Here is a 13,959-nt window from a genome sequence, read left to right on the forward strand (position 1 = left end):
CCACTACCCTCCTATGCAAATTTGATCTGAGCTTCGCTACAATCGATCCTCATGTGTGGCATCCGCTCTCCTACTTTCAAGTATCCACAGTTTGCTTCCACCAATTTCTGAGCCATAATTGGCACCACGCTATTACCAATTCTTGCCACCTGCTCCTTTACCGGATACTGCTTGAAATTTATATCACGGTCAATTATGTAATCAGGTGGAAAACCCTGCATGATCTTCAGCTCCTCCGGCTTCAGCATTCTCAAAAATATATCATTCAGAACATACTTCTCACCATTCAGCTCCACAATGGCGCTCACCAGGCCAAAACGATCCTTTGTTGTAATTGTTCCCAATGGGCTGCTCAACGTCTGCCCACACCCGGCCCCATAATATTTGATCAGAAATGCAGTTATCAGGCCAAAATGCCCCGGTGAGGTTGTGATTGTGTGAAGCGGCTCATTGCACCCCTGCCCGATCCCTGATTTATAGAATTTTGTTACAAAGGCCGTTACCAGGCCATACCGGTTGCTTGTGTCAATGGTTTTTATGGGCTCTTTGAGTGTCTGCCCCCCCCCTTGCATCCCCTTCTTTCTGCTCCCCGTGATACTGAATCAGAAAAGCATAGGCTTCACTGTTTTTCACTTCATAGGGATGCGGATTATTCACCACATACTTCAGGAAACCATTGGCAATCCGCTTCATTGTGGCCTCTGCAAGCGGCTTTTTCCGGTCAAATATGCTTTTTCCCAAATCCGACCAATCAATATATTTCCCGCATTCTTCCCAGGGCTTCAAGCCGCCTGCTGCCCCTTTTGCATGTGTGGGCTCCGGCCAAATTATTTCCCGGCCATCCTTCCTGAAAATTGCATACCACCGCCGCCTCGTTGTTGGAGCTCCATAATCTGCCGCCACCAGTTCCCTACTGTCAAACTGATAGCCTAACCCTTTCATGGCATTTATAAACTTTTGATAGTCCTCACCTTCCCGCTCCTTTATCGGGCGGCCATTGTCATCCAGTGGCCCCCATTTTTGAATCTCTTCCACATTCTCCATGATAACCACATCCGGCCTGATTGCTTTTGCATGTTTATATACTGCCCATGGCAGAATCCTCAGCCCTTTTTTTCGTGGTTGTGATCCCTTTGCTTTGCTGTGACTTGTGCAGTCAGGGCTTGCCCACATAAGGGAAACATGCCGGCCATTTACATACTTTTTCAGATTTACCTCAAAAATATCCTCTGTCAGGTGTGTGGTGGTGGGATGGTTTACTGTGTGCATTCTGATCGCCTCCGGATCGTGATTGATTGCTATATCCACAGTTCTCCCTAATGCCATCTCAATTCCCACGCTTGCACCGCCACCGCCTGCAAATGCGTCAACTAACAGATCTCTCATTCTTCTCACCATCCAATTTTCCGACTTCATTCCCCCAACAATCCCAACCGCTGATATTTTGCCGAGCAAAAAGCTCTATGTAATTCAGATCATCACCCATGAGCTCCTTGATCTTCTTTCGCACAATTCCCGGCTTTTGGGAATGCTCTTTTATGGTTGCCTCTATAATCTGGCTTACACTATTGCTCTTTCTGCTTGGCTTCCCCCTTACACCAATAAAGCAGGCCTCTGTGTTTCCTCTAGTCCACCGGCCCAAACCGAAAAACTTTTGCCCGTTTTTCTTATTCAGTTTTATCCACCGAAAACCTATGGTTTTATACTTGAATCCCCATGCCTCCATGAGCTCAATGCCTTCCTTCAGCATTGGGTATGTAATCCACATGAAAATTACACAATCCTTTGCCGCCAATTCCTTCACGGGAAGATCCTTTATATCCTGAATTTTCATGGTGTCATAATGTAGAGCACATGCTCCATTGCATTTCTTGTCCTGGTATCTCCACGGCGGATCTGCATAAATCACATCATACTTTTTCACCGGGGAGAAAATATCTATTTCAGCCATGCCTTCCTCCTATCTGAGCCAGGTTTCAGCAATCACCGGATCCTCTCCCTCAGTCCGGGTGAGCCGTGTTGCGAATCCTGCCGCCCTTATATCTTTTCTTATTTCCTGAAGCGTTTCCCTCTTAATGAGCGTATTTGTGGGCAGATTCCTGGCCCCTTCCCACACCCTGGCCACATAGGCATCCGGGTAATCTTTGGGATTCTTATACACCACTATCACCGGAAAACTCAGATCCGAAAAATCCACCTGCCTCAGGCTCTCCATGAGCTTCTCCTGCTGCTGCATCCTCTTCCTCCTCTAAATAGTTCTTTTCAAATTCCTGCATCCACTTCTCATGCCCATACTTGGCTTCAAAGGCCCTTTGTGCAATCTGCTTCAGCTTCCGATCCACCTCTGCATTATTGTGGGGAGCCTCCGGCCCATACTCATGGTGACGCTCAGCGCACATATAGCCCCACAGCCCATAATGCTCTGCTTTCTTCCTGAGGGCACCAAACCGGCCATATATAAAATGGTGCTTATGCAGGCCGGTGTGCTTCAGCTCTCCATAATATCCACGCTTTTCAGCTTCCTCCCTGCACAAATAGCACTCCCTGATCCGGGTGTCCTGAATGATACTCTTAGCCATTGAGCACCTCCCTGAGTTCCTTCGCAATCTCCTCCTCCGCATAGGCCGCCTGATCTTCTGAATAAATCACCGCCATATTGGCTATGGTGATAGGGATGCCCCACTCCTTGGCCTTCAGGAGCTCTCCTTTCATTCCCTCTGAAATGTTGGTGAAGATCCTCAGCTCCCCGCAATCCTTCAGGAGCTCCAACCCCATCCTCATGCCTGCTGCCCGCTGTGATTTCACATCATCATTGAGCACCTGGGCATAGAACAAATGAGGGCAAATGGGGATCTTTCCCTCTTCAATCACTGTCATGCAAAAGAATTTTGCAAGCTCCAAATTCGTGGCCTTATCTCCCCGACTGCCATATTGTGAGCATATATAAACCCTCTCCATGCTCTCCTCTTTTTCCAGTTCCCTGAGCTTCTCCTCTGCTTCATGGTTGCTCATGCTGTACTTGGGCCCTCTCAGCTTCAGCAGCTCCTCAGCCGCCTGCCCTGCTGCCCTCATGGTTTTCTCTGTCATTGTTTCTCTCCTTTCTACCAACACGGCCTCACCGTGTAGGGATCCATAAAATCCATATCTTCCGGATCGGCATATGCTATTTGCACCCGGATTCCTGCCCGCACACATTCCACAATGGAATGCACCTCTGTAATGCTCCGGTAATTGTCGGCAATGGCCTCCATCACCGCATCGGCCACCTTCACCGCCGCCTCCATTACCTTCTCCTGCTCCCCTTCCACATTGGCCAGTACCGCCTCCATGGTTCTCCTTCTCACTTCTCTGTATTCTTCCAACTCTCCAACTCCTTCCTGAGTTCTGATTGCATTACATTCTCATATTCGTGTTGATCGTCTTTCAGGGTGTAGGTGTGGCTCTTCCCCTTTTCAATCAGCATTTTCCACAGCTCAGCATTCTTCACTGGCTTCCCCTTTGCATTGATCCACCCGCTCTCCTGCCATTCCTTTGGCCACTCCTGCTGCATGGAGATCAAAATGTGGCTGCACTTGGTAAATACCAGGGCTTTGCATGGTTTTTTCAGAATGCAAAAGGCATTGATCATGGCCATAAGGTTCCCCTGGGTTTCTGTGCCCTCTTTCACATGCACAAATCCCTGCCGGGTATCCAGGCGATCTCCTCTTTTGCATTCCACCAACCACATGGCCACCCCATCCCTCCTGGCCGGGCCCCTCCATGTGCTCTCAATGAATATGCTCACCTCATGCATCCCCTGAATCACCTCCTGGATCAATCTTTCGCATGGTGTAGTGCTGATACGGGAGCCCCGTCACCGGGTTTTCACCATTCACAAGAGAATCCTTCACAATGTACCAACCTTTTTCCGGCTTTGGCTCCTTCCTCCACCTCCTGCTGTGAATCACTTCCTTTTGTGGCTGAGGTATGATCAGATTCCTACTCCTGGAATATGAGCAGCCCTCCTCCTCTTCCTTGCTTTCCTTTTTCACTATGTACTCAGCAAGATCCTCAAACTCCCCATCCTCATACAGTGGGTGGAAGCTCTTGGATCCATATTGCCAAAACTTCAGCACCATTTTTTTGGTGTTCAAATTCTGATCTGCTATATCCTCAATGATCAGGTGGTGGTGACATGCTCCTTGTTTCCCTCTCTCCGTGACAGCTATCCACTTGAAGGGGATCCCCGCCTTCTTGTATACCTTTCTCATATCAGACAAGAATTTTCTCAGTTGCTTCTTGGCCTCTTTGAAGGAGCCCGGCCTCAGCTCTTTCTTATAGCTCAGAATCAAATGCCAGTCACCCTCATGGAAATTGGCCAGGATCAACCTCTGCACCTTTTTCTCTCTGTTCGTCTTATTCTGCCGGGCTATGTCCTCAGGTGTCCTCTTTCTTTTTGGCCCCCTCTTCACTCCTGGGGCCCCATAATTACCCGGATAGTATTTTGCAATCTGCTTCACCCATCCCAGGTCATATATTTTTTTCCAGTACAATCCGTATATCACCCCCATCTTTAATATCTTGATCAAGTGCTTAACAAGGCCTAAAAGCCTTGATTTTAGCCGCTTTTTCACTTGACCTGGATGCCCAAAAGTGATATACTGTTTTTAGGTTTAAGTATGTCCTTAGGGCATATGTCGGGAGCAGATTTCTCAGATCTGCTCCCGTTCTTTTATGTAAACCATTTACATCACCGCCACCTTCCTGGCAGGCATGGCCGGATCCGGATGGCTCTCCTTCTCCTGGTTCTCCACCCTTCTCTTGGCCACCTGGATGCAGGCTTTGGTGAAGCGCTCCTCATACCCTTCTGAGAGGGTGATCTTCACCTTTACCTCCCGCCTCATGCCAGGGCCACCTCCTTCTCCGCTTCTTTTGCAAGCTGAATACCAATGATAATGCTTTTCACATGCTGCCGCTCATTGGGTGACAGCATTCCATAAAGCTCTGCAAATTCCTTTGCATCGTCCATTTCGGTTCTCTGAATCGGTTTCTCTTTTACTGTCATACCGTTCCCTCCTATCTGCTTTCTAATAATGGTGTAAAGCTCTTTTCCTGAAGGCCTGCCATCATGGCCCACATTCTCTCTAACCGCTCCATTTCTTCCGGTGTTGGGATCTCCGGCTCTTCTCCTGAAGAATCTCCAAAAATCCGGTGTTTTTGTATGAATGCCTCAAAGAGGAGCTCCTGCTCTTCCTTCAGCAAATCCCGGTAAAACTCAAATTCGATCCGGATCTGTATCTCTTGGGCCTTTGTGCATTCCACAATGAGGATACTTTTGGATCCCTTTCCGTATCTGCGGTAATATTGCCCCTCTGCATCATTCCTGGCCCTATATACAATTTGAGAGAGCAGCCGCTTCTCAAACTCTCCCCGGTATTTAATTTCATACCGGCTCACCCGATCCCCTTCGAGCTCCAACTGATCCACTCCATACTTGGCCATGAGCTGCTTCAGCTTCCGCTCCGCTCCTTCCTTCTCTCCTCCCACACCACGCTCTGCAAGGGCCTTCAGTTTTTGCAGGAGAGCCTTTTGCTTCTCATTCATTGCATCCCTCCTCAATCTGCTTCAGCGCCTTCACAAATGCCTTCAAGTATTCCTCTTCTTGATTCCAATTCATATTGATCGCATCTTCAGCCAATACATTCAGAATAATCTTGGCCTGCTGCCGCCTCCGCTCTGCCCTCTGCCGTGGGCTGCTCTCCTCTGCCTCTAATGTTTCTATGGCCTCAAATTCTGCCTGCATCCTTGCTATGGCATTATCATCCAGTGAATTGAGCAGCGCCACCGCTTCTCCATGCCTTCCTTCAGTGATAAGCTGCACCGCCTTCTCCTCCACCTTTGCCCGGTGATCCATTTCTGCCTGCATACGCTTGATCAGGCCTATTTTTCTATCAATTTTCCCTGGTGCCTTCATTTTTTCTCCTTTCTTAGCATGGCCCTCCTTCAGCTCCGTGGAATGCTCCTGCCGGATACAGCCATTTTCCTTTAACATAAATATCATTTACCCCAAATTCTCCCGTTATCAGGCTTCTTATGGCTTCTATATCTCCGTGATATACGCAAGAAGCAGCCTCCCCCACAAATTCATCCAGGTTGCACTTATTATCTAAAGTAAATCCTAAAATCTTTTCATCCTGCCTCAATAGCTCATAATCCTCAGGGTATAGCTCTCTAATTCCTGCAAATAATTTTGGTGTAGAGAAGATACACATTGCACAACTGCACCGGTTCCACCCCGCCCTATAACATGGATGTGGCGCTATTCTGTTTCGCTTCAGCACCTCCCACACGTCAATCTCCGAATAGTCGATCACTGGCCTCCATTGGTGTACCGTTCTATGGGCTTTTGCCTCTGCGTTAGTCCTATGTATTTCCATTTCGTTATACTTTGCCCGTCCTGCCGATTCTCCACGCCTCTCTCCTGATACCACCAGGATCTTCACATTGCTTTTTGTCTTTTCCAGGTTAGAGGTCACGCTGTCTTGTACTGCTGCCTTTAGGTTTCCGCTGCACCATCTTCCCTGGTGTGTTCCTCCTTTTGCAGGAAATTTCCCTCTTTTCCCTCCTATCTCTTCCAGTAGCCTCAGCCTATCCAAATTTGCCATAACACTATCCGCAACCATTATTTTCAGATATGCGCTGCACCACCGCCTGCTCAGATCTCCGGTCTTTGCGGGAAATTTCATTCTGTACCCTAATTTTTTCAGCTCCTCCTCCATCTCTTCCGTTGCCTGCTCTTTGATTTTCAAGCACTTAATGTAATTTTGAGAAGGTTTACATTGCATGATCTCTCCTGTGTCCGGCTCCATCCATTCAACCGGCTCACTGGCCCCAACTCTGTAAAGCTCACCAAAAAAGCCATTTTTTCTCCATGAGAGCCTCAGCGGGATTCCTTCAGCTTCAGCTAATGCCTTTACATAGTTTTGAGTGCATCGCCAGTCCATTCTCCTGCTTGGGTGCCCTCCGTCTATATCATGGTGCCAAAACTCAATTTTTTCCTTTGGCACCCCTAACTCAATTAGTTTGAAGTAGCAGGCTATACTATCCTTGCCACCTGATAACAACACGGCAATGAGATCGTACTCTTCCAGTGGTAAAAGGCTTTCTAAATATATCTTTTTGAAATGTTCGCTATCTGTCCGGCCTGGTTCCCTTGGTTTTATCCTTATTCCCTGGCCATACACCGGCGCATCCTGCTTCCCTAGTGTCACCGGTGTATCTTTGGTGCAATCCGCATCTTTTATGAATCTCTCAGGGAATAAATTCAGTTGTCCCTTTACCGCTTTGCTGCTCATTCCTCACTTACCTTCTTTTCCCTCTCAAATCTGAAAAGAAAATCCTCTCCATCGTTTGTGCAGCATCCGAAATAGTCATCCGTCCTGGTGAAATGGTACTCCACCCCATAAAACTGCTTTACTGCCAACTTGAAGATCTCAAATTGTGCAAACAAGCGATCAATGTCCTTCCTCAGCCTCTTATATTTCTCCGGCTCCTGCCACTGGCTTGTATGGCTCTTCTCTTCAAGGTAGAAATCTAATGCCTTTACAGTTTCAACCATCTGCCCGCCAAACTCTGTTCTTTCAAATCTTGCTTTTACTAATTTCATGGCTTATCCCTCCATTTTTCTAAATAACTGCCTGCTGCACTCTCGGATCCTCTTCCCGTTCCTGCTGCCTCTCCTGCTTTCTTCCCATGTTCTGCCGGGCCAGGAGCAGCTTCACACCGCTGTCAATCAGCAGAAGGCTCTCAGGATCCAGTAACATAAGGTTTTGCACCGTTTTGTGAAAATCGCTCTGTTTTTTCATGTTTCATTCTCCTTTCGTTCTATTTGTGCCCTCTGCCTACATTATAGTGCCCTTTGCCCACATTGTCAATATCTATTTGTGCCCTCTGCCAACTTTTTATTGACTTTATTGTTTTGCAATGGTATTCTTTTCTTGGAGGTGATTTTATGACGCAAGGGGAACGCATCAAAGAAGCCAGGAAATACCTGGGGCTTACCCTGGAAAAGTTTGGGGAAAAGTTAGGTGTTGGAAAAACCGCTATTTCAAAATTAGAAAAAGGTGAGCGGAACCTCACGGATCAGATGGTAAAATCTATTTGCCGGGAATTTAGCATAAATGAAGAGTGGCTCCGCACTGGTTCCGGTAATATGCGTATACCGATTGAGGATGAGGCTGCTGCTGCCGTTTCGGATCTTGTAGAAAAAAGCAACCCCTTATATGATGTTATTAAGGGGATCATGGTTGCTTATCAGAAATTGGATGGCCCTTCCAGGGAAGTTATTGATCAATTCATTTTGGATGCCGTTTCTCAGAGAGGCCGCCCACAAAAGGCTCCTGAACCTGCTGCCCCTGATCTCTCCGATCTCTCCATTGATGAAAAAGTGGAGCTTTACCGGCAAGAATTAGAACGGGAGAAAAAAGTGGCGGGAGAATCGCAAGCATTACAAGAAAACGCTTAGAAAAATTGTTACATAGTAGTGAATGGGGATAAATATGAATAGCACAACTTATTTTATTATCACTCTTCTTTTTGGATGGTGTGGCGCTCACAAGTTTATCCAAAAGAAGTATGGCATGGGCCTTCTGTATCTCTTCACTTTCGGCTTGTTTACGTTTGGATGGGCCATTGACTGCATCCGTGCCCTTCTGCCGGTGCTCCGTCATAAGAATGGAGAGCCTTCTCCTCATGTTGTCTATGATGATAGTTCTGTAATTAACATTAATACACTTATTGATGATAGACAGCGGATTGTGGATGATTGTACAAGGCTCATTTCTTCTACCACAAATTCAGATGTGTTTTTCAGCAGATATGATCTTCTCTTGAAAACACTTTCTGATATGGGTGATTATGTTATGCTTGGCCGCTATAATGATTATAAGCAAAGCAATATCGAATCCTTTATTGTTCGCAGCTACAACAATGCTCTAATTAAAGCAGATGGCATGAAAACCGAAAAAGGCAAGTGCAATCAATTTAGGAAGGCTTATGATGATATTATGAAACACAGCTCTGAGCTCTCAGATCATAATTTGGAGTTAGTTGAGCAAAAATTTTCCAGTAAAATGTAAATAAAAAGCCCCGGCTATTCACCAGGGCCCCATGAGATAATGCTCATGTATTCTCGCAAAATATATTTTAGCATTATCTCCGGGAGCTTTCAATCAGATTCCGGGCATTTTTATGCCCTTTTTTAGGAGAAAATAGCATGAATTTTGGAATATATTGCAGAAAATCATATTTTGTTGATACTTCAGAGAGCACACAGATGCAGCTCTCCATGTGCAAAAATCATATAGAGCAGCGCTTTCCTGAGGTGAGCTCTCTTGCATTCTATGAAGATGATGGTTATGTGCGCTCAGATATGGATCGGCCCGGTATGAATCAACTGAAGGAAGATATTGCAGCAGGCCTCATTGATTGTGTGGTTATTTATAAAATAGATCGGGTGTGCTCCGATATGATGGACTTTTGCACCTTCTATTCTTACCTGAAAGAGCATGAGATCAAATTTATCACTGTTCAGGATGGCATTGATACCACCACACCCCTGGGAGAGGCCATGATGTACTTGGCTGTAATCTTTTCCGGCCTGGAAGTTCGCACAGATTCCCTCAGGATCACCGATAATATGAACCACCTGGCAGCAAGCGGCTTTTGGTGTGGGGGCCGGGCTCCCGTTGGCTATGATATTACCACCATTGACCTGGGATCCAAATCCCACAAAACGCTCATATTCAATCAGGAAGAGATCGACTATAAAAACAATCTTATTGACATATTCTTAGAGAACGGCTTCAGCCTTCAGAACATGGAAACGTATTGCAAGAACAACCGGATCACCTCTTTAAAGGGCAACTTCCTCTCCACAACTCAATTATACAACCTTTTCACCTCTCCTCATTGTGTTCAGGATACTCCGGCCATGTATGACTATTTTGAAGCTAAAGGCTGCATGATTGATGAAAATTCCCCCCGTGAGAAGTGGGATGGCCAACATGGGATCATTGTGTATGGCCGCACCACAGAAAAGCGGGTGAACGGCAAAAAGCGCCACTCCCTGGCACCGCCTGAGAAGTGGCGGGTGAGTATCGGCTTCCATAAGCCATATATGACGGATCAGCGCTTCTTTTCCATTATGGCCCAATTCGGGCACAACACTTTTTCAAAGGTTGCAAAGTATGATCTGCCGCTTCTGAAGGGTGTGCTCCGGTGCAAGTGTGGCCGCACCATGGGCATGAGCCGCAAGCAAAAAGCGGATGGCTCTGTTTCCACCTGGTACTATTGCCCAAAACGCATGAGAGCCGGTGCTGAGGCCTGCGACATGCGGCAAATTAAGGCCGATCTACTGGATGGGAAGGTGTTGGACGTATTCAAAGAAATACAGCACAACCCGGCCACCGTCAAGAAGTACCTGAAGGACGGGAAAAGGCCTGCAAGGGATTCCTCCGCTTCTGTCCGGGCACAAATGGAAACTTGCCAGGAAAAGATCGGGAAGCTCACCGCCGCCCTGGCCGTGAATAATGAATCTGCTGCCGCAAAGTATATTATAGGGGAGATTGAAAAACTTGATATAGAATATAATACCCTCAAAAACAAGCTGCTGAATTTTGCTGCTGAGGAAAGACGGGCCACCGCCCAAATGAAGAGCGCCATGGAGAAAAGAGAGGCCATTATTCGGCTTTTAGATAATTTTGATAGTTTCTCAGCAAATGAGAGGAATGAGATCGCCAAAAACGTGCTGAAGGAATGCACCTGGGATGGGGAAACGCTTTTTATTATGCTTTGATTTTCCCTTAATTATTTTGATACCCTCGCCGTATATACCGGGTCAAGCGGTATCCCGTTTCTTCGATACTGCTCGTGGATGCACGATTCAATGCGCTCATCGTATCTGCCATAGCCGCCCTGCCGGTAATCATCCAGCAACAGAATCTCCTGCTCATACTGCTCCGGAAGTTCTTTCCCTGCTTTCAAAAAATAGTCCTTCACACCTTCCCGGATGACATCAAATGCACGCTGCGTTTCCCGGGAAGATATCATAACGCCCAAAATCCGCTTCCGGTCTCCGGCCAGCAAATGTCCGCAGATCAATCCGCTCTGGGTGGCTCCAGTCCCGGACGGGCAGAATATCTGATCAAATTCCCATCCCTGCTCCTGCTCAAATGTCCGTATTTCCTGATAAGCCTGCGCATATGCCTTTGCCGCAGTTCCTTCATTCCCGCGTCCGAACTTATCTCCATAGATATAGTATGGCCGTTTGCCTCTGGCCATCTGATCCTCCATTACCCTTTCGACAGTCAGTGCAATCTGACTTTTCGGGCAGTGCACTACCTGCGCCCCTGCCCATTCAATCAGGTATGTGTTGTTTGTAGAGGCCGTTTCTTCCTTATCTTCATGGGAGCAGATCATCACACAGTCCACACCTCTGCTGCAACAAAGATTGGACAGCACACGGCACAGATTGGAATGTCTGCTTCCATAAACTACCATGACATCACATCCCTTTTCCCTCATATCCTGGAAAAAGGCCTCTGCGATCCGGACCTTGTTCCCCCCATTGAAAAGGGGAGCAGGTCATCTCTTTTTATGTAAAGTTCATTTCCTCCTGGCAAATCTCCGTTCAAACGCTGAATCACAGTCTCCATTATCTCCTGCCCTCCGTGTGGCATCTCAGCTCAACTGTAACTGTCTGATCTTCTAATTCTTTCCGCTGTGAGTGAATCCGCACAGACGCAGTCCCCTCACACATCGTTGCCTTCGTTCTGATCCAGAAAGCGGCCGCCCCGCCCATTGCAGGAAGAAGAGATGGCCCGATCAATTCAATATCCCCGGAAGTTTCCACACAGATCACATCCTGATGACCATACAGGCGATTACCGTTTTCATCTACGAAATACACAACCATTCTCGTCTCATCTACACGGTCATTGTACAGCCAGGTATCGTCCGCCTCCACCTCAAGCTTCGAAAGCCGCGGATTGTTGGAATAAATCTTTTCTGCCACAACCTGCCCGTCTACATAGCCGACAATCCTTGCGCCCTCCCAGCGGTGCTGCCAAAATTCCCCATTCTGTGTCACCTCAATCGGCGGATGTGCAAGCCCGTTGAACTTCACACTCGGATAGTACGCTCTCGTGATGTCTTTTGACAAAGTCACTTCAATATAATCACAGTTAGTCAGCACATAAAACGGCACCGGCTCACACCGCTCCCCGCGGCCCACCATAGAACACGGAACCATCACAACCTCCTGCGCAGGCTCTTTCTGGCTTGCATAGAAATATGCAGCCCACTTTGGTACGCGGAACATATCCAGAACACCATGGTAACAGACCTTATTCAGAGAATTATGATCATTGTGCGTATTATAATCAAACATACACCATCCGAGCGCACCCAGGTAACTGTCCATAGTCTGCACCTTCCCAAGTACGCGGGCATGGCGGATTGCAAATGCCTCCTGCCGTTCCTCGCTGTCAAACGGCTTGGTCGGCAAAACGGCGCCCGTATGCTCACTGACCAGATACGGTATTTTCTCCGCGCACTCCGTCGCCTCGTGCGCAGTCAAAAGCATAAAATCTCCTCTGTCATCTTCTGTATAATCATTGTAACTGTAAATATCTTCAATCAGATGACTGCCCGTTTCCCAGCGAACCCCCGTTGTCGGACGGCTGCTGTCCAGCTCCTTACAACGGCGATTCGTCTGTTCATACAACTCGTCATCGTCTGTTGTCTCATTCAGTCTTGTTCCCCAAATTACAATACCGGGATGATTATAATGTCCCAGCACCATATTGTCCAGATCCTGAAATACAATTTCCTTAAATTCACTGCCGCCGATAAATCCCCAGCCCGGAATTTCCTCAAATACGAGAAGACCAATTTCATCACAGCAGTCCAGAAAATAACGTGACTGCATATAGTGCGAGCAGCGCACCATGTTCAGCCCCATAAACTCTTTCAAAAGCCTTGCATCCTTCTCCTGCACCCGCTTTCCCATTGCATAGCCCACATATGGATAGGACTGGTGTCGATTCAAACCGATCAGCTTGATTTTCTTTCCATTTAAGTAGAACCCGTCCGCCTCCACTGCTACGGTCCGAAAACCAGTACATGCCACGGAAACATCAAGCAATCTGCCCATTTCGTCAAAAATCTCCGCACACACTTCGTAAAGAACCGGGTCTTCCACAGACCACAGCTCAACGGACTCCAACATGCGCGCCTCCAGCTTTACACAACTGTTACCAGCTGGAATATCCACTTTCTGCATATCTGTAAAAATCTTCTTCCCGTTCCCTTTTTTACGAATAGTCAGTTTCACAGTTGCACAGACCGGCCCTCTGTGATTCTCTACCAAAAGTTCTGGATGAAACCTGCTGCTCATTCCCTCCATCTCGTAACGCAGCAGCATATGCTTGGCATACAGTTCCTCCACTACATAAAGAGTGACATCCCTGTAAATTCCTCCATAAATCAGAAAATCCACAGTTGACCCGTTTGGCGGAATATCGTCCCTTTCATGAGAATCCACCATAAGCACCATCCGGTTTTCACCTTCCCGGACAAACTCTGTTACATCAAACAATGCCATCGAATAAGCACCCTTGTGGCTTCCAGCCTTTTTTCCGTTCATATAAAGCTCATAGAAGGCCGAAACACCCTCAAATGACAGCAGCACACGCTTCCCTGATATATTTTCCAGCTGAAAATACTTCACATAGGTGGAAAGCATACACGTCATATACTGGTCAAAACAGTCATAGGGAATCTCCTGCACCGTATGCGGTATATTCACAGTTTCAAACGCCCCTTCTCCGGGTTGTACAACCGTTACAGGATCAAAACCCTGTTTAAATTTCCAATCAAGATTCAGCAAACGTCCGTTATACATAATCCTTTATTCCTCTT

At 47.2% G+C, this 13,959-nt stretch carries 20 protein-coding genes and 1 pseudogene; 3 read left to right on the forward strand and 18 right to left on the reverse strand.

The features are described from left to right. Positions 1–11: 11 nt before the first annotated feature. The 16 genes from AC6I2O_RS07650 to AC6I2O_RS07725 all read right to left on the reverse strand — a co-directional run bounded on the left by AC6I2O_RS07650 (position 12) and on the right by AC6I2O_RS07725 (position 7,844). Positions 12–572, reverse strand: coding sequence for a hypothetical protein (locus tag AC6I2O_RS07650; protein WP_497742294.1), 561 nt, complete (start codon positions 570–572; stop codon positions 12–14). Beyond that, positions 526–1,386, reverse strand: a complete 861-nt coding sequence (locus AC6I2O_RS07655) for a DNA cytosine methyltransferase (protein ID WP_497742295.1) — start codon at positions 1,384–1,386, stop codon at positions 526–528. Before AC6I2O_RS07655 ends, AC6I2O_RS07650 begins: the two co-directional genes overlap by 47 nt. Continuing rightward, the gene (locus AC6I2O_RS07660) at positions 1,367–1,951 is read right to left on the reverse strand and encodes an MT-A70 family methyltransferase (RefSeq protein ID WP_497742296.1); all 585 of its coding nucleotides are present in this window, start codon (positions 1,949–1,951) and stop codon (positions 1,367–1,369) included. The genes AC6I2O_RS07655 and AC6I2O_RS07660 overlap by 20 nt, the downstream gene beginning before the upstream one ends. A gap of 9 nt (positions 1,952–1,960) precedes the next feature. Further along, the gene (locus tag AC6I2O_RS07665; RefSeq protein WP_497742297.1) at positions 1,961–2,236 is read right to left on the reverse strand and encodes a hypothetical protein; all 276 of its coding nucleotides are present in this window, start codon (positions 2,234–2,236) and stop codon (positions 1,961–1,963) included. Further along, positions 2,154–2,579 (reverse strand): hypothetical protein, encoded by a 426-nt coding sequence (locus AC6I2O_RS07670; protein ID WP_160305434.1) that lies wholly within the window; start codon positions 2,577–2,579, stop codon positions 2,154–2,156. Before AC6I2O_RS07670 ends, AC6I2O_RS07665 begins: the two co-directional genes overlap by 83 nt. Beyond that, positions 2,572–3,087, reverse strand: coding sequence for a DUF7768 domain-containing protein (locus AC6I2O_RS07675; RefSeq protein ID WP_160305433.1), 516 nt, complete (start codon positions 3,085–3,087; stop codon positions 2,572–2,574). The genes AC6I2O_RS07670 and AC6I2O_RS07675 overlap by 8 nt, the downstream gene beginning before the upstream one ends. A 14-nt stretch (positions 3,088–3,101) precedes the next feature. Next, positions 3,102–3,362: a hypothetical protein gene (locus AC6I2O_RS07680; RefSeq protein WP_497742298.1), complete on the reverse strand. Its 261-nt coding sequence runs from the start codon at positions 3,360–3,362 to the stop codon at positions 3,102–3,104. Next, entirely contained in the window at positions 3,341–3,727 is a 387-nt protein-coding gene (locus AC6I2O_RS07685; protein ID WP_497742499.1) for an RNase H family protein, read from the reverse strand. The genes AC6I2O_RS07680 and AC6I2O_RS07685 overlap by 22 nt, the downstream gene beginning before the upstream one ends. Positions 3,728–3,785: 58 nt before the next feature. Continuing rightward, entirely contained in the window at positions 3,786–4,532 is a 747-nt protein-coding gene (locus tag AC6I2O_RS07690) for a rolling circle replication-associated protein (RefSeq protein ID WP_497742299.1), read from the reverse strand. 192 nt (positions 4,533–4,724) lie between these two features. Next, entirely contained in the window at positions 4,725–4,883 is a 159-nt protein-coding gene (locus AC6I2O_RS07695) for a hypothetical protein (RefSeq protein WP_160308580.1), read from the reverse strand. Next, the gene (locus AC6I2O_RS07700; RefSeq protein ID WP_160308579.1) at positions 4,880–5,044 is read right to left on the reverse strand and encodes a hypothetical protein; all 165 of its coding nucleotides are present in this window, start codon (positions 5,042–5,044) and stop codon (positions 4,880–4,882) included. Before AC6I2O_RS07700 ends, AC6I2O_RS07695 begins: the two co-directional genes overlap by 4 nt. Before the next feature lie 11 nt (positions 5,045–5,055). Further along, complete coding sequence (locus tag AC6I2O_RS07705; protein ID WP_497742300.1) at positions 5,056–5,583, reverse strand: hypothetical protein; 528 nt, start codon at positions 5,581–5,583, stop codon at positions 5,056–5,058. Beyond that, positions 5,576–6,040, reverse strand: coding sequence for a hypothetical protein (locus tag AC6I2O_RS07710; protein ID WP_497742507.1), 465 nt, complete (start codon positions 6,038–6,040; stop codon positions 5,576–5,578). Before AC6I2O_RS07710 ends, AC6I2O_RS07705 begins: the two co-directional genes overlap by 8 nt. Then, a complete protein-coding gene (locus AC6I2O_RS07715; RefSeq protein ID WP_497742301.1) occupies positions 5,967–7,334 on the reverse strand; it encodes a phosphoadenosine phosphosulfate reductase domain-containing protein in 1,368 nt (455 codons plus the stop codon). The genes AC6I2O_RS07710 and AC6I2O_RS07715 overlap by 74 nt, the downstream gene beginning before the upstream one ends. Beyond that, complete coding sequence (locus AC6I2O_RS07720) at positions 7,331–7,645, reverse strand: hypothetical protein (protein WP_497742302.1); 315 nt, start codon at positions 7,643–7,645, stop codon at positions 7,331–7,333. Before AC6I2O_RS07720 ends, AC6I2O_RS07715 begins: the two co-directional genes overlap by 4 nt. 19 nt (positions 7,646–7,664) lie before the next feature. Then, a complete protein-coding gene (locus tag AC6I2O_RS07725; RefSeq protein WP_497742303.1) occupies positions 7,665–7,844 on the reverse strand; it encodes a hypothetical protein in 180 nt (59 codons plus the stop codon). 62 nt (positions 7,845–7,906) lie between these two features. On the opposite strand from AC6I2O_RS07725, the gene AC6I2O_RS07730 reads away from it, so the two are divergent. The 3 genes from AC6I2O_RS07730 (at position 7,907) to AC6I2O_RS07740 (ending at position 10,834) form a co-directional block, all read left to right on the forward strand. Further along, positions 7,907–8,503 carry a helix-turn-helix domain-containing protein gene (locus AC6I2O_RS07730; RefSeq protein ID WP_497742304.1) on the forward strand — a complete coding sequence of 199 codons (597 nt, stop codon included), beginning with the start codon at positions 7,907–7,909 and terminating at the stop codon, positions 8,501–8,503. Positions 8,504–8,537: 34 nt separating this feature from the next. Next, positions 8,538–9,116 carry a TM2 domain-containing protein gene (locus AC6I2O_RS07735; protein ID WP_497742305.1) on the forward strand — a complete coding sequence of 193 codons (579 nt, stop codon included), beginning with the start codon at positions 8,538–8,540 and terminating at the stop codon, positions 9,114–9,116. A 137-nt stretch (positions 9,117–9,253) separates the two neighbouring features. Continuing rightward, the gene (locus AC6I2O_RS07740) at positions 9,254–10,834 is read left to right on the forward strand and encodes a recombinase family protein (RefSeq protein WP_497742306.1); all 1,581 of its coding nucleotides are present in this window, start codon (positions 9,254–9,256) and stop codon (positions 10,832–10,834) included. An 11-nt stretch (positions 10,835–10,845) separates the two neighbouring features. On the opposite strand, the pseudogene AC6I2O_RS07745 reads toward AC6I2O_RS07740, so the two are convergent. Both AC6I2O_RS07745 and AC6I2O_RS07750 read right to left on the reverse strand, forming a co-directional pair. After that, a pseudogene (locus AC6I2O_RS07745) lies at positions 10,846–11,592 on the reverse strand (pyridoxal-phosphate dependent enzyme); the annotation flags it as partial. A gap of 100 nt (positions 11,593–11,692) precedes the next feature. Continuing rightward, positions 11,693–13,942 carry a glycoside hydrolase family 2 protein gene (locus AC6I2O_RS07750; protein WP_497742307.1) on the reverse strand — a complete coding sequence of 750 codons (2,250 nt, stop codon included), beginning with the start codon at positions 13,940–13,942 and terminating at the stop codon, positions 11,693–11,695. Positions 13,943–13,959 lie beyond the last annotated feature (17 nt).

Source organism: Blautia sp. St.27G3, from assembly GCF_059728505.1.

Excerpts from the sequence above, each read along its gene's own strand:
- AC6I2O_RS07650 (WP_497742294.1), bottom strand. The coding sequence starts at position 572 with ATGCAAGGGGGGGGGCAGACACTCAAAGAGCCCATAAAAACCATTGAC.
- AC6I2O_RS07655 (WP_497742295.1), bottom strand. The coding sequence starts at position 1,386 with ATGAGAGATCTGTTAGTTGACGCATTTGCAGGCGGTGGCGGTGCAAGC.
- AC6I2O_RS07660 (WP_497742296.1), bottom strand. The coding sequence starts at position 1,951 with ATGGCTGAAATAGATATTTTCTCCCCGGTGAAAAAGTATGATGTGATT.
- AC6I2O_RS07665 (WP_497742297.1), bottom strand. The coding sequence starts at position 2,236 with ATGCAGCAGCAGGAGAAGCTCATGGAGAGCCTGAGGCAGGTGGATTTT.
- AC6I2O_RS07670 (WP_160305434.1), bottom strand. The coding sequence starts at position 2,579 with ATGGCTAAGAGTATCATTCAGGACACCCGGATCAGGGAGTGCTATTTG.
- AC6I2O_RS07675 (WP_160305433.1), bottom strand. The coding sequence starts at position 3,087 with ATGACAGAGAAAACCATGAGGGCAGCAGGGCAGGCGGCTGAGGAGCTG.
- AC6I2O_RS07685 (WP_497742499.1), bottom strand. The coding sequence starts at position 3,727 with ATGTGGTTGGTGGAATGCAAAAGAGGAGATCGCCTGGATACCCGGCAG.
- AC6I2O_RS07695 (WP_160308580.1), bottom strand. The coding sequence starts at position 4,883 with ATGAGGCGGGAGGTAAAGGTGAAGATCACCCTCTCAGAAGGGTATGAG.
- AC6I2O_RS07700 (WP_160308579.1), bottom strand. The coding sequence starts at position 5,044 with ATGACAGTAAAAGAGAAACCGATTCAGAGAACCGAAATGGACGATGCA.
- AC6I2O_RS07705 (WP_497742300.1), bottom strand. The coding sequence starts at position 5,583 with ATGAATGAGAAGCAAAAGGCTCTCCTGCAAAAACTGAAGGCCCTTGCA.
- AC6I2O_RS07710 (WP_497742507.1), bottom strand. The coding sequence starts at position 6,040 with ATGATATTTATGTTAAAGGAAAATGGCTGTATCCGGCAGGAGCATTCC.
- AC6I2O_RS07715 (WP_497742301.1), bottom strand. The coding sequence starts at position 7,334 with ATGAGCAGCAAAGCGGTAAAGGGACAACTGAATTTATTCCCTGAGAGA.
- AC6I2O_RS07720 (WP_497742302.1), bottom strand. The coding sequence starts at position 7,645 with ATGAAATTAGTAAAAGCAAGATTTGAAAGAACAGAGTTTGGCGGGCAG.
- AC6I2O_RS07725 (WP_497742303.1), bottom strand. The coding sequence starts at position 7,844 with ATGAAAAAACAGAGCGATTTTCACAAAACGGTGCAAAACCTTATGTTA.
- AC6I2O_RS07735 (WP_497742305.1), top strand. The coding sequence starts at position 8,538 with ATGAATAGCACAACTTATTTTATTATCACTCTTCTTTTTGGATGGTGT.
- AC6I2O_RS07740 (WP_497742306.1), top strand. The coding sequence starts at position 9,254 with ATGAATTTTGGAATATATTGCAGAAAATCATATTTTGTTGATACTTCA.
- AC6I2O_RS07750 (WP_497742307.1), bottom strand. The coding sequence starts at position 13,942 with ATGTATAACGGACGTTTGCTGAATCTTGATTGGAAATTTAAACAGGGT.